Raw genomic sequence first — 12971 nt, 5'->3', positions numbered from 1 at the left:
CTTTTCATGCGATGGGGCTGGATCGAGCGCCCCGACGACCTGCAATATGTCGAGGGTATCCTCGCGGCGCTGATCGCGACCACCGCGCTGATTGTCGGCTGGGGATTGAGCCGCCTGCTGTATCTGCGGCTCGCCGCAATATGGGAGCGCCGCGCAGGCTATGAAAGCCCGCTTGCGCGCCGCCGTATCCGCGACATGCTGCGCCGTTTCACCACCGCGATGCTGATCGGCATGGCGCTCAACCTGTATGAGTGGAGCCTGATCGCATCGGTCATCTTCGGGTTGACCCTCTCGATCTCGCTGGCGCTGTTCGTCAACGATCTGGTGCGCGGGGTGCGGATGCCCGACTGGCTGGGCACCTTCCTGGGGTTGGCGACGCTGATCTCGATACTCGCCAGCATGTTCGGCGGTCTCGACCCGATTACCATCGCGATGGACCGGGTGGGCTTCAACCTCGGCGAAAAGCGGTTCTCGCTGTTGTGGGTGGTGACGATCGCGGTCACCGTGCTGGTGCTCTACACTGCCGCGCGCGTCATCAACCGCATCGCCGGGCACATCATCGGCAGCAGCGATGGGCTGGACCCGACGCAGAAGCTGCTGGGTCAGAAGATCGCAAGCGTCTTCGTTATCGTCCTGGCCTTCTTCGTCGGCATCGATGCGCTCGGGATCGACCTCACCGCGCTCAGCTTCTTTTCCGGGGCGTTCGGCCTGGCTGTCGGCTTCGGGCTGCAGAAGACCATCGGCAACCTGTTTGCAGGCATCATCCTGCTGCTCGACCGGTCGATCAAGCCCGGCGACGTCATCGCGGTGCAGGACAGCTTCGGCTGGGTGAACAAGATCGGCGTTCGCGCAGTCTCGGTGATCACCCGCGACGGCAAGGAGCATCTGATCCCGAACGAGGACCTGATGACCCATCCGGTGGAGAACTGGTCGTATTCGGACCGCAACGTGCGCATGCGCATCCCGGTGGGGGTGGCGTATTCGAGCGACATGCAGCTGGTGCAGGAACTGCTCTACCGCGCGGTCGACGAATCCGCCCGAGTCCTCAAGGAGCCGGCGCCGCGCATCTGGATGACCGATTTCGGCGACAACTCGGTGAACTGGGAAATCCGCGCCTGGATCGGCGATCCCGAAGGCGGCATGGGCAATATCCGCGGCGACGTGCTGATGCGGGTGTGGACGCTGTTCAAGGAACACGGCATCGAAATCCCGTTCCCGCAGCGCGATCTGTACATCAAGGAATTGCCGGGGATGGGTGGTGAGACACCTGCCGCGCCACGCCCCGACGATGCCGACTGAAGCAGCGGTAAGTCATCGTCACCCCCGCGGACGCGGGGGTCCCGCTTTTGCGCTGAAGGTCCAGAAAAAGCGGGATTCCCGCGTTCGCGGGAATGACGAGAGCGGCACTGGCTAGCTTAGCTCTACCAAGCGACAGTTATCGCCCGCCGTTGGCGACAATATCCACTTCAGTCCCGCCATTGGCCATCGGCTTGAGGAACAGCACATAGGCCGCCTCGCCCTTGGTGCCGCCGAGCACATGGTCCGCGCCGCGCAGTTGATATTCGGCCGAATAGCCGCCGCGCCGCGCCTTGGTGTAATAGAAATCGACCACGTTCTTGAGCGCGGCGGGCGTGGTGAAATTGACCACGCGGATGTTGCACTGGCCCTTGTCGACCCCGGCGGCCTCTTTCACGTTGGCGCGCGGATAGACGGCAAAGTCGGCAGGCATGCGGTTGGCCCAGCCCATCGCGTAATCGAGCTTGCCGTTGCAGACGCCGTTCTGCTCCGCCGCCTTGGCGCCCAGGGTGCTGCCCTGGTTGCAGTCCTTGCATTCTTCGTCTGCGACCTTTTTGGGCTCGGGCGCCTTCATCAGCCCGCGCGGACCGATCGCGGCAGCGGCGGCCTTTTCGACCGCGGCAAGCTGTCCCTTGGGCACGCCAGCCGAGGGCACCGATCCGTCGCTGCCCTCGGCGAGCACGGCATTGCGGTTGGACTTGTCGACCAGATCGGGATCGACCAGAATCTGGTCCTCGAGCGCGCCCTTCATCGCCGGATCGGCAGCATCGGCGAGCAAGGCGGCATCCTCATCCTGCGCTGCGCTGTCATTTGCCTTCTGGCACGCGGTGAGTGCCAGCGCCCCAGCCGTGAGCGCCAGCAGGTTGCGCGACATTGCGAAGGAACGGTGTGCCATGGCAGAAGTCCTCATAATCAAGCAGATGCCTGCCGCATTACGACAAGGCTCTTAGCATTCTGTTAGCCATGCCTCCTTTGGGGCAACCCTGTCCCGGCAAAAGAGGGTTAACCCCCGCCTGGTCATCACCAAGGCTGTCCCAAACCGGGATTCGACCGCGAGCCGTTTCAGTATCGGACAAATTTCTTGCGGTTTTCCTGCCACTGCGCCTTCGACTGGCCATAACAGTCGACGGGGTGATCCTGATACGGCTCGGGCAATCGGGTCGGGCCCTGGTTGTACGACCCCAGCCGCTCGGCCAGCGCGATCGAGGCCGTGTTATCCGGATCGATCGTGTGGATGACGCTGTCCCAGCCGAGCAAATCGAACGCATAATCGATCGTCGCGACCGCCGCTTCGAGCGCATAGCCCTTACCGGCATGGCTGCGGAGCACACCCCAGCCCACTTCCTCGCCCGGCCAGCCTTCGGGACGCCACGGGCCGATCCGGCCGATCCATTCGCCGGTGTCGCGGGTGATCAGCGAGAACATCGCATAGCCGCGGATGTGCCACGCGCCTGCCATCGCGCACAGCCCGCGCCAGGCAACCGCGCGCGGCTGGACCCCGCCCAGATAGCGCATCGTCTCCTCGTCGGCGGAAAACCTGGCCCAGGCCTCGAAATCCTCTGGCCCCGGTGGACGCAGGATAAGGCGCTCGGTCACCAGAATAGGTCCGTTGATCATCGCGCATGCTCCCCCTTGGTTGAGCCTGCGGGGATAAGCAGAGGCGCCGCCGTTGGCAAGCCGCGCGCCCAACACGCGAAACCCCTCCCCGCCTTTCGGCGCAGAGGGGTCTCCCTGTTCACCTCGCTCACTCGCTTATGAGGAGCGTGGGCGAAAGCTGGTTAGCGGCAGGTATAGCCGTTGTTGCCGTTGCGATCGATCGTCCGGCCGAGCAGGGCGCCACCGATGCCGCCGATGATCGCGCCGACAGTGCGGTCACCGCGTCCGGCGATCTCGTTGCCGGCAAGAGCGCCCACTGCGCCGCCGATCAGCAGACCGGTGGTGCCGTTGTCACGGCGGCAATAGGTGCGGCCGTCGTTGCCGCGCCAGGACTGGCCGTTCCAGCCCTGGACGGGCCGGCGATCGTAGCGATCGTTGTACTGGTTGTTGTAACCGCGGTTGCGATTGCCATAGCCGTTGTTGTCATAGCCGCGACGCTGCCAGTCATTGTCATACCCGCGCCGATACTGATGCGCGGTGGGCGCTTCGTAGGTCAGGCCATAGGCAGCGGCAGCGCTGGGGGTGGAATGGGTCAACGGAGCCGCCATGGCGGGGGCTGCGGTGATGGTGACTGCACCGGCGGCGGCAGCAGCGAGAAGGAACTTCTTCATAATCTGTCTCCCTTGAGACCGGGACAGCGCCGATTCGCCATCCGTTGTGTTCATGTTTAAGGGAGTGAAGGTGAACGGATTGTGGAAGGGTCGTTCATCGAACAGCAGGGTTTGTTGAACGACCACTGGGCTATAAGTGTGGGCTAACGTTACTAGCCACAAGACGCTTTCGTCACCCCCGCGAACGCGGGGATCCCGCTACCACGCTTACGGCAGCGAAATAGCGGGATTCCCGCGTTCGCGGGAATGACGGGTAGGCCGGACAAGGCACAATGCCCTGCCCGCCCGCACCCCAGCACTTATTTTTGCGGGCAGATCAGGAACTTTTCGCCCGTGGTCTTGGCATAATAGCGCGCGACGACATCCGCCTGCAGCGCCTGCTCGAGCGAAAGCTCATCGGTGTAATGGCTGGCAAAGGTGGTCTTGAGCTCGTCCGCCACCCGCGCACGAAGGCGCATCGCGACATCGCCGCCGGCCTTGGCGAGGAAGTTGGGCAACAGCCAGCCGCCGACACCCCACGCCATGCCATAGGCACGGTTGAGCACGGTGGGCGAGGTATCGAGCCCGCCATACAGATAGACCTGCTTGTGCTTGACCGACCCATAGATGCTGTAGGCGCCCGGGGTGCGCGCAGCGGCGGCCTCCATCGCAGCCAGGATGTTGGACGCCAGCTCGCCGCCGCCTGTCGCGTCGAACGCCAGCGTCGCGCCGGTGGCGTGGATCGCGTCGACCAGATCGGCCTTGAAGCTCTCGCTGCTCGAATCGACCACGTATTTTGCGCCCATGTCGCGCAGCAGCTGCGCCTGTTCGGGCTTGCGCACCACGTTGACCAGCTCGACACCATCGGCCTGGCAAATGCGGTTGAGCATCTGGCCAAGGTTGGAGGCGGCAGCGGTGTGGACCAAAGCGGTGTGATCTTCCATCCGCATCGTCTCGACCATCGACAGCGCGGTCAGCGGGTTGACGAAGCACGAGGCTCCGTCGCGCGCGGTGTGGCCGTCCTTGAGCGGCAGGCACATCATCGCGGGCGCCTTGCGATATTGCGCATACATGCCGCCGCCCATCACCGCGACGACCTTGCCCATCAGGCTCTGCGCATAGTCGCCCGAGCCCGCAGCCACGACCGTGCCTGCGCCTTCATTGCCGACGGGCAGCTGCTGGCCGACGCGCGCCTTCATCACGCCCATGCCCTGCGGCGAGACCGGGGCGGTGAGCCGGGTGTGTGCGCCGCTGCCCGACGAGGTCGCCTTGGCCATGCTGGCCCAGCCGAACATCACGCCCTGATCGGAGGGGTTGATCGGGGTGGCCTCGACGCGGATCAGGACCTCGTCGTCACCAAGCTCGGGCATGGGCTTTTCGACCAGCTCCATGGTCAGCTCGCCTTCGGCGCTGACGGTGGAGATCATCTGCAGATAGCTTTGGGGAAGGGTCATGATTGTGCCTCTCTCGATTATGGTTGTTGTGTCTGGCACCCATGTGCCAAGCCTTGGGCGATTACGCCACCCTTGCAGCGCAGAAAGTCGCATCTCCTTGTCCCGGCTCATCCTGTTCAACAAACCCCATGGCGTGATCTGCCAGTTCAGCCGGGATGGAGACCGCCCGACTCTGGCGGACTTTGTCGACGTTCCGGGCGTGTACCCCGCCGGGCGGCTCGATCACGACAGCGAGGGGCTGGTATTGCTCACCGCCGACGGCCGCCTGCAGGCACGGATTGCCGATCCGAAGTTCAAGATGGCCAAGACCTATCTGGTGCAGGTCGAAGGCACGATCACCGAAGAGGCGCTCGCAGCCCTGCGCCAGGGCGTGCAATTGAAGGACGGCATGACCCGCCCTGCCGAAGCCAGCGCGATTGCCGATCCCGATCTGTGGCCACGCGATCCGCCGGTGCGCTTCCGCAAGACCGTCACCGATGGCTGGATCAGCCTCACCATCCGCGAGGGCCGCAACCGCCAGGTGCGGCGGATGACCGCGGCGGTGGGCTTTCCCACGCTCAGGCTGGTGCGCTGGGCGGTGGGGCCATGGTCGCTCGAAGACGTGGCGCCTGGCCAGTGGCGCGAAGTGGATGCGGGCTGATCAGGCGTCCGGTTCTCTCGTTCGGCACCGGAGGCGCCGTCGATTTCCCTTGATATCCGTGCCGGCAGGGTCGGCCAACGACATTGTGGCGATCGCACCACGCTGGGCGTGACGATGTGATAAAGGGTCACGCTCGCTTGGGCGTGGTGGTTGTTTTCTTCCTGACCGCTCCCCGTCCAGATCAAGCCATCCGGCCACCGCACGATATCGCCCGAAAGCCGTCGTTCAGCGCCGTAATCCAGGCATTTTAGCCCGTATACCGCCCCGCCGTCTCGCGGATCAGTGCGATCATGTTGGGGATGCCCTGGGTGCGGTTGGACGACAGCTGGTTCTTCAGATCGAACGGGGTCAGCGCCCCCTCGATGTCGGCGCCCGCAACGTCAGCCGGCGCCTTGTCCTGTACGCTAAGCAGCACCAGGGCGATGATGCCCTTGGTGATCGCGGCGTTGCTGTCGGCGAGGAAGTGCAATGACCCGTCGTCGGTGCGGGTGGGGTAGACCCAGACCGAGGCCGAGCAGCCGCGGACCAAAGTCGCGTCGGTCTTCAGCGCATCGGGCATCGGATCGAGCGTGCGGCCCAGATCGATGATCAGCCGGTAGCGATCATCTGCGTCGAGGAATTCATATTCTTCGGCCAGATCGGCCAGCGTTGGCGGGGGAGTTGTCATGGTGGGCAGATAGGGGCGCAGCGGGGCAAAGTCACCCCGCTGCGCGCGCGATTGTTACAGCTCCACTCCGGCGGCGATCGCTTCGAGCTTGCGGATGCGCTCCTTGAGGTCGGCGATCTCGATCCGCGAATGGGTCGAGGGCGATCCGCCATCGTTGATCGCGTGGCTCTGCGTTTCCATTTCGTGGCGCTTGAACGCCAGCCAGTCACGCCAGCCGCGCAGCGCGGTGGAAGACAGCAGGGCAATGCCGAGCAATGCAGACGTTGCCATCGTCAGATAGAAATAGGCGCTTTCCATGATCGTACCCTTTACGGCCCCCGCCGCCCGGTTGGTGGTTCATGCGCCGCCTCAGCGGTCGCGCAGTTTTTCGATTTCCAAGCTGAGGTCGCTGGTCTGGCGTTGATCGGTGATCACGCGTTCCAGCACCTGCACCCGCTCCTTGAGGGCGCGGACGTCTTCGCGCAGGCGCGCCGCATCGGGATCATCGCGAACCGCGAGCGTCTGATTGCCGTTGCCGTCTTGCAGGATGCCGTGCTGCGCCTTGTAGCGGGCTTTCAAAACAGTCGCGGCCATCACCATGAACACGATCGCCACGACCATTGAAAAGGGATTATCAAACATGACGTGAGATCCTTTAGCTAATTTGCTTCTCGCGCAGATCCTCGATCTGCTGGGCCAGCGCATCGCGGCTGCGGCCATCGGTGATGATGCGTTCCAGCGTGCGGACGCGCTGTTCGAGCTTGTCGTTCACTGGCGGGCGTTCCATTGCGCGGGCCTTGGCGATCTCCAGTTCCAGCTTCAGCGTCTTGCGCTTGTGGGTGGTCCAAATCGCGAGGCCACCCAGCGCAAACGGCGCGATCGGGATGAGTGCGAAGACGAAACTGAAGTCGATCATGCCATTTACCCCAGGAGCTAGTGTTTCAGTTGGCCCGCTTGCCGCGCCCCATCAATTCGCGCGCTTGTCGCGCAGGGCCTCGATCTCGTGGGTCAAGCGGTGCGCGTCGTCGGTGACGATGCGCTCGACATTGCCCAGACGGTCCTTGATCGATCCCAGTTCGGCGCGAAGCTGGGCGTTTTCCTGGCTCAGCAGCTTGATCCGCTCGACCGATTCCTGGTCGGTCCTGGGATAGATGGCCTTGCCCCAGCTGCTTTCGAGCGGATAGCCGTTCTTGATGCGCAGCCAGGTGTTGGCGACCCAGCCCGCGGTGCCGATGGCGACGATGATCGAGATCATCGGGCCAAGGGCTTGAAACAGTGCGATCTTGTCGGTCATGCTCGGTCCTTCTCAACTCGCAGTCGCTCGATCTCGTCTGCGAGGCGGCTGCTCGAACTGTTGGCGTCTGTGGCGATGCGTTCGAGCACCGCGATCCGTTCTTCCAGCCGTCCGATCTTTCCCGTCAACTGCTCGTTTTCGTTGGTGAGCAGCGATATTTTTCGATCAGCGTCGGGATCGGTTCGTTCAATGACTTTGCCGGTCCACTGATCTTCGAGCGGATAGCCATGCTTGGCGCGGATCCAGGTGGTGAACACCCATGCGCTCATCGACAGCATGACAATCGCGATAACAAAACCTGGTCCACCCCAGCTCATGATGCTCTCCTCAAGCCTTCTTGTGGCCTAAAACCTTCTCGTGGATCGTGCCGATCAGCGCAGGCTTTCGATCTCGTCGGCCAGCCGCGTGTTCTTGGCGGTGTAGAACAGCTCGACATCGGCCAGGCGGCGATCGATCTCGCGGAACCGGGCCTTGACGTCGCGGGCGGTGCGGGTCGGCGACTGGCGCACGCCCTGCCAGAACTTCTGGTCCTGATCGTCGGTGTACAGATGCGCCGGCTTTTTCTCGGAGAAGAAACCGAGCGCGAAATACGCGATGATCGGCCAGCCGCTGGTGAAAATCGCGAGCATCACGGTCGCAACACGGACCCAGAGCACATCGATTCCGGTATAGTCGGCGATGCCGGCGCACACGCCCATCCACTTGCCGTTCTGCTTGTCGCGGTAGAACTTGGTCTTGCGCGGTGCGGGGGCGTCGTAGCTGTATTTGTCGAGACGGCTCATTTTCTTACCCTTTCCTTCATCAGGCGCTCAACCTGTTCCAGGCCGTAATCGTCCTGGTCATCCGCACTGGTCAGCCGCGCCGGGCGCCAGTCGGGGTTGTCGGCGGAGATGATCCGCTCGACGGTATCCATGCGGTCATCCAGACGGCGCGCCATCGCGTGCAGTTCTTCCAGCAGGTGCTCGTCGGATGTTGTCAGAGTGGCCATGGTCTTCCACTTCGTGATGTAGTGAAAAACGATCCACGGCAGGCCGATCAGAAATGCCGGTATCGCAACCAGCGGAACAAGAATATCGTCCATCAGGTCAGCCCTCCTTCTTCATGGCGCGCTTCATCGCCTCGAGTTCTTCGTCGACCTTGTCCGATCCCGCCAGAGCGGCGAATTCGTCGTCGAGGCTGCGCTGGCCCAGCGCCTTGCGCTCGCCGCGTTCATCCTCGGCCATGCCCAGCGCATCGGCGCGGCCCTCGGCCATGTCGACGCGGCGCTCGAGCAGGTCGAAGCGGCTGAATGCCTCGCGGACCTTGTCGCCGTTGTACATCGTGCGCAGCTTGACGCGGTTCTCGGCGCTTTCCAGACGGCTCATGATGTTGTTCTGGCGCATCCGGGCTTCGCGCAGCTTGGCCTGCAGCTTGGCGATGTCCTGTTCCGAGGCGCGCAGCGCGTCGTCGAGCACGTTGATTTCGACATTGAGCTGGTCGGCCATATCGGCAGCCTTCTTCTTTTCGAGCAGAGCGGCGCGGGCGAGGTCCTCGCGGTCCTTCGACAGGGCAAGCTCGGCCTTGTCGGTCCAGTCGGCCTGCAGCTGCTCCAGCTTGTTGACGTGCCGCTTCATTTCCTTCTGATCAGCGATGGTGCGCGCAGCAGAGGCGCGGACTTCGACCAGGGTTTCTTCCATCTCGAGGATGATCATGCGGATCATCTTTGCCGGGTCTTCGGCCTTGTCGAGCAATTCGGTGACATTGGCGGCGATGATATCGCGGGTTCGAGAAAAAATACCCATGGCGAAAACTCCGTTCTGAGGGGGCAAGGTGATCGGATCCTGATCTACCATACCCCCGATTGCTGCTACGATAAAAGAGATTGGCCGGGACGGGGCAAGGGGGGGTAAGCGTCCCGGCCAAATCCGTCAGGCAAGATACCGGACGGAAACCATTTTGCCGGCATCCACCCCGTTACGGGGCGAGGCAGCTGCCTCGATGCTGGCGAATGCGGTGACGAAGAGGGTGCTGACCAGCATCAGCGCGGCAACCGTAGTGATCAACGTGGACTTGAAGACGCTGTCTTCCTGGGCCGTCTGATCGTTAGAATGGTTGGCGTACTGCACTGACTTTCTCCCTTGTACCGCTGTGTGTCGGTGTTGCCCGATACATTGCAGGGGTCGTGCCAAACTGAAAAACGACGAAAAATCAACAATTTGCAAAATTCGGGTGGCGCGCCTGTTGGTTGGGATTGCCATCAGTTGGGATTCTGCACTATCTCTTGGCGCATGGAACGGGGCAGTCAGTTCATCGGGGAGTCAGGAGCGTTTCTGGACGCGGTCGAACGCGCCAGCCGCGCGGCCATGCTCAACCGTCCGGTGCTGGTCATCGGAGAGCGCGGGACCGGCAAGGAGCTGATCGCCGAGCGCCTCCACCGCCTGTCCTCGCGCTGGGACGGCCCGCTGATCACGCTCAACTGCGCAGCGCTTCCCGAGACGCTGATCGAGGCCGAACTGTTCGGGCACGAGGCAGGCGCATTCACCGGCGCCACGCGCGCGAGACAAGGCCGGTTCGAGGAGGCCGATGGCGGCACGTTGTTCCTCGACGAACTCGCGACCTTGAGTTCTGCGGCGCAGGAGCGGCTGCTGCGCGCGGTCGAATATGGCGAGATCACCCGCATCGGTTCCTCGCGCGCGATCAAGGTCGATGTCCGCATCGTCGCTGCCACCAACGAACACCTGCCCGAACTGGTCGACCAGGGCCGCTTCCGCGCCGACCTTCTCGACCGGCTGTCGTTCGAGGTGGTTACGCTGCCGCCGTTGCGGGTGCGCGAGGGCGACGTGATGGTGCTCGCCGATTTCTTCGGGCGGCGGATGGCGGCAGAGCTCGACTGGCCCGACTGGCCCGGCTTCGGCGCGATGGCGACCGAAGCGATGAAGCGCCACAGCTGGCCGGGCAATGTCCGCGAGCTGCGCAACGTCGTCGAGCGCGCGGTGTACCGCTGGGACGATCCTGACCGCGCGGTCGATCACATCGTGTTCGATCCGTTCGAATCCCCCTGGAAGCCGCAGCCGAGCAAGCGGTCGACCGCCAACACCTCGCCCTGCGACGAGGTCATCGATGCCGCGCTGGAGGACTCGAAGGTCCGCGCGGCAGTCGGCCAGACGCCAAACTTCGACGATGTCGATGACCTGCGCGCCGCAGTCGATGCGCACGAAAAGCGCATCCTGCAGGCCGCCCTCGCCCGCCACCGCTACAACCAACGCCAGACCGCCAAGGCGCTCGGCCTGAGCTACGACCAATTGCGCCACTGTTTGAAGAAGCACGATCTGCTGGGTTAGGAGATGCTTGCGATGCTCAGCTCATTTGTGAAGACGGCCTTCGCGGTGGCGCTGCTGGTCGGCGGGGCAAGTGGTGCACAGGCCAAGGCCGAAAAGAAGGACGTCGAAGCTACGCGCGCTGCCGAGCGAACAGGCGCTATGCTCTTTGCCTATGATCAGGCTGCGTGGCACGGCACCGACAAGTTCATAAAGGATGTGGCTTCATCGGAGTCCACATCGGTGCGGGGATACATTGTTTTGCCTGAGCCTGGCGGCAGGATGCGGGTTGTCTTCTATGCGGATAAGGAAGGCATTCTGGTCGCTTTCCGATCCTATAGCGTCGCAGGTGGTCGTTCGGTACGTGCCTTGCCTGCCGAATCCGGGGTCCCGTTGGATGCAAGGGGTTTGCGCATGGTAGCTGCGCGTGAGGCAGCGCTGGCTTACGTAAAAGATAACACGCTGCCGCTATGTGCGACCGCTGCGCCGAACATGGTTGTGTTCCCCCCGAACCAGAATGATCAAGTTGTCGTCTACGTAATGACGCCCCAGGTTGAAAATGGCCGGATCCCGATGGGAGGACACTACCGGTTCGAATTCGATTCCGAGAACAGGTTGCTATCGCATCGGAAATTCTCGGAAGGGTGCCGGGTGATGAAGACGTCAATGGAAGGACTGGGCTTGGCGATCCTAAGCCATCCTCTTGACGATCATCCCACTGAAATACACGGGTTCCTCAGCCGAATGACTCCATTTCCCATCACCATCGGCGTTGCCAATCGCGATGTCTGGATCGCTAGCAAAGGCAAGTTTGAATACGCTGGGCGCTTGAAGCCGGAATGAGCAGCCGAAAATCGCTGGACGCGCGAACGATGGGCTGAAAGGGGAGGCCGATGAAGCTTGCCCATTTCGATCCCGCCCAGTTCCTCGCCACCCATTGGCAGCGCGCACCGCTGCTGATCCGCAGTCCATGGGATGACTGGCAGTGCCCTATCGAGGCCGACGAGCTTGCGGGGCTGGCCTGCGAGCCGCAGGTGGAAGCGCGGCTGATCGAGCAGACCGGCGCCGATTGGGCAGTCGAGCATGGGCCGCTGGCCGAGAATCGCTTTGCGTCGCTGGGCCCGAGCCCGTGGACCTTGCTGGTGCAGGCGGTCGATCATCATATGCCTGAAGTCGCCGCGCTGCTGGCGCAGTTCCGCTTTATCCCCAACTGGCGCGTCGATGACGTGATGGTCAGCTTTGCCAGCGATGGCGGCGGGGTGGGGCCGCATTTCGACCAGTATGACGTGTTCCTGATCCAAGGTCAGGGGCGCCGGTGCTGGCAGATCGGCGCAATGTGCGACGAGAACAGCCCGTTGCTGCCGCACGGCGATCTCAAGCTGCTGCGAGATTTCGTGCCGACCGAGGAGTTCGTGCTCGAGCCCGGCGATATGCTCTATGTCCCGCCCGGCGTCTCGCACAACGGCATCGCGCTGGGCGATGATTGCATGACGCTGTCGATCGGCTTTCGCGCGCCCTCACGCGCCGAACTGATCGGCGACTGGAGCGATCATCTGCTCGAGGAATTGAGCGAGGACGACCGCTATGCCGACCCCGGCCTTGCGGTGCAGGCCAACCCCGGCGAGATCGGCGCGGATGCGCTGGATAGGCTGCAGGCGATGGTGCTCGAGGCGCTGGGCGACAAGCAGCGGTTCGCGCGCTGGTTCGGCGCATCGAGCAGCACGCGCAAATATCCCGATATCGACTGGCGCCCCGAAGAGCCGCTGACCATCGAGGATGTGCGCGGAGCCATCGAGCAGCGCGTGGAGCTTCAGCGCAATCCCGCCAGCCGGTTCGCGTTCGTGCGCGAAGGCGGCGATGCGCTCGTCCTGTTTGTTGACGGCGAGACGTTCGAATGCGGCGCGGAGACGGCTGCGCTTGCCGAAGCGATCTGCGCCAATGACACCCTCACGCTCGACACAGTGAGCGACGCTGGATGCGAACTGCTGCTGGCGCTGTGCAACATGGGTAGTCTCGCGTTCGTTGAGGACGACGACGCGGCCCATGGCGGAACGTAAGTTGAAAATAGACGATATCCTGTCCCGCTGTCGCCCCCGGTA

Annotated in this window: 19 protein-coding genes; 5 read left to right on the top strand and 14 right to left on the bottom strand. The window is 63.2% G+C overall.

The genetic code is table 11. The features are described 5' to 3' along the window. Positions 1 to 6: 6 nt before the first annotated feature. Positions 7 to 1299, top strand: a complete 1293-nt coding sequence (locus ACK4R0_RS03350) for a mechanosensitive ion channel family protein (protein WP_409670161.1) — start codon at positions 7 to 9, stop codon at positions 1297 to 1299. 136 nt (positions 1300 to 1435) lie between these two features. On the opposite strand, the gene ACK4R0_RS03345 is transcribed toward ACK4R0_RS03350, so the two are convergent. The 4 genes from ACK4R0_RS03345 to ACK4R0_RS03330 all read right to left on the bottom strand — a co-directional run bounded on the left by ACK4R0_RS03345 (position 1436) and on the right by ACK4R0_RS03330 (position 4996). Beyond that, on the bottom strand, positions 1436 to 2191 hold the full coding sequence (locus ACK4R0_RS03345; protein WP_409670158.1) for a hypothetical protein: 756 nt from the start codon (positions 2189 to 2191) through the stop codon (positions 1436 to 1438). A 167-nt stretch (positions 2192 to 2358) separates the two neighbouring features. Then, the gene (locus ACK4R0_RS03340; protein ID WP_409670155.1) at positions 2359 to 2913 is read right to left on the bottom strand and encodes a GNAT family N-acetyltransferase; all 555 of its coding nucleotides are present in this window, start codon (positions 2911 to 2913) and stop codon (positions 2359 to 2361) included. Between the two features lie 161 nt (positions 2914 to 3074). Further along, the gene (locus ACK4R0_RS03335) at positions 3075 to 3563 is read right to left on the bottom strand and encodes a glycine zipper 2TM domain-containing protein (RefSeq protein ID WP_409670152.1); all 489 of its coding nucleotides are present in this window, start codon (positions 3561 to 3563) and stop codon (positions 3075 to 3077) included. Positions 3564 to 3862: 299 nt separating this feature from the next. After that, a complete protein-coding gene (locus ACK4R0_RS03330; RefSeq protein WP_409670149.1) occupies positions 3863 to 4996 on the bottom strand; it encodes a zinc-binding dehydrogenase in 1134 nt (377 codons plus the stop codon). A gap of 97 nt (positions 4997 to 5093) precedes the next feature. On the opposite strand from ACK4R0_RS03330, the gene ACK4R0_RS03325 reads away from it, so the two are divergent. Continuing rightward, a complete protein-coding gene (locus ACK4R0_RS03325; RefSeq protein WP_409670146.1) occupies positions 5094 to 5636 on the top strand; it encodes a pseudouridine synthase in 543 nt (180 codons plus the stop codon). A 247-nt stretch (positions 5637 to 5883) separates the two neighbouring features. On the opposite strand, the gene ACK4R0_RS03320 is transcribed toward ACK4R0_RS03325, so the two are convergent. The 10 genes from ACK4R0_RS03320 to ACK4R0_RS03275 all read right to left on the bottom strand — a co-directional run bounded on the left by ACK4R0_RS03320 (position 5884) and on the right by ACK4R0_RS03275 (position 9681). Next, positions 5884 to 6303, bottom strand: coding sequence for a SufE family protein (locus ACK4R0_RS03320; protein ID WP_409670143.1), 420 nt, complete (start codon positions 6301 to 6303; stop codon positions 5884 to 5886). Between the two features lie 54 nt (positions 6304 to 6357). Further along, positions 6358 to 6600, bottom strand: coding sequence for a hypothetical protein (locus ACK4R0_RS03315; RefSeq protein WP_409670140.1), 243 nt, complete (start codon positions 6598 to 6600; stop codon positions 6358 to 6360). Positions 6601 to 6651: 51 nt separating this feature from the next. Then, a complete protein-coding gene (locus ACK4R0_RS03310; protein ID WP_409670137.1) occupies positions 6652 to 6924 on the bottom strand; it encodes a hypothetical protein in 273 nt (90 codons plus the stop codon). Positions 6925 to 6937: 13 nt separating this feature from the next. Further along, positions 6938 to 7198, bottom strand: coding sequence for a hypothetical protein (locus ACK4R0_RS03305; RefSeq protein ID WP_409670134.1), 261 nt, complete (start codon positions 7196 to 7198; stop codon positions 6938 to 6940). A gap of 51 nt (positions 7199 to 7249) precedes the next feature. Continuing rightward, on the bottom strand, positions 7250 to 7537 hold the full coding sequence (locus tag ACK4R0_RS03300) for a hypothetical protein (protein ID WP_409670893.1): 288 nt from the start codon (positions 7535 to 7537) through the stop codon (positions 7250 to 7252). A 35-nt stretch (positions 7538 to 7572) separates the two neighbouring features. Continuing rightward, a complete protein-coding gene (locus ACK4R0_RS03295; protein ID WP_033924441.1) occupies positions 7573 to 7893 on the bottom strand; it encodes a hypothetical protein in 321 nt (106 codons plus the stop codon). Between the two features lie 54 nt (positions 7894 to 7947). Next, complete coding sequence (gene pspC / locus ACK4R0_RS03290; RefSeq protein WP_409670130.1) at positions 7948 to 8358, bottom strand: envelope stress response membrane protein PspC; 411 nt, start codon at positions 8356 to 8358, stop codon at positions 7948 to 7950. After that, positions 8355 to 8657 carry an envelope stress response membrane protein PspB gene (gene pspB, locus ACK4R0_RS03285; protein ID WP_409670127.1) on the bottom strand — a complete coding sequence of 101 codons (303 nt, stop codon included), beginning with the start codon at positions 8655 to 8657 and terminating at the stop codon, positions 8355 to 8357. The genes pspC and pspB overlap by 4 nt, the downstream gene beginning before the upstream one ends. Before the next feature lie 4 nt (positions 8658 to 8661). Next, positions 8662 to 9357 (bottom strand): phage shock protein PspA, encoded by a 696-nt coding sequence (gene pspA, locus ACK4R0_RS03280; RefSeq protein ID WP_188513555.1) that lies wholly within the window; start codon positions 9355 to 9357, stop codon positions 8662 to 8664. 126 nt (positions 9358 to 9483) lie between these two features. After that, the gene (locus tag ACK4R0_RS03275) at positions 9484 to 9681 is read right to left on the bottom strand and encodes a hypothetical protein (RefSeq protein WP_409670124.1); all 198 of its coding nucleotides are present in this window, start codon (positions 9679 to 9681) and stop codon (positions 9484 to 9486) included. Between the two features lie 162 nt (positions 9682 to 9843). Between ACK4R0_RS03275 and pspF the strand changes: the two genes are divergently transcribed. From pspF to ACK4R0_RS03260, 3 genes are read left to right on the top strand one after another with little or no spacing between them, the layout of a single operon-like run. Beyond that, complete coding sequence (gene pspF / locus ACK4R0_RS03270) at positions 9844 to 10896, top strand: phage shock protein operon transcriptional activator (protein ID WP_409670121.1); 1053 nt, start codon at positions 9844 to 9846, stop codon at positions 10894 to 10896. 12 nt (positions 10897 to 10908) lie between these two features. After that, the gene (locus tag ACK4R0_RS03265; protein WP_409670118.1) at positions 10909 to 11715 is read left to right on the top strand and encodes a hypothetical protein; all 807 of its coding nucleotides are present in this window, start codon (positions 10909 to 10911) and stop codon (positions 11713 to 11715) included. 50 nt (positions 11716 to 11765) lie between these two features. Continuing rightward, the gene (locus ACK4R0_RS03260; protein ID WP_409670115.1) at positions 11766 to 12929 is read left to right on the top strand and encodes a JmjC domain-containing protein; all 1164 of its coding nucleotides are present in this window, start codon (positions 11766 to 11768) and stop codon (positions 12927 to 12929) included. Positions 12930 to 12971 lie beyond the last annotated feature (42 nt).

The sequence above is a fragment of the Blastomonas sp. genome, from assembly GCF_046294995.1.
Taxonomy (GTDB): Bacteria; Pseudomonadota; Alphaproteobacteria; order Sphingomonadales; family Sphingomonadaceae; genus Blastomonas.
Note: the sequence above shows the minus strand (reverse complement) of the source record. Positions and strands in the feature narration are given on the sequence as shown.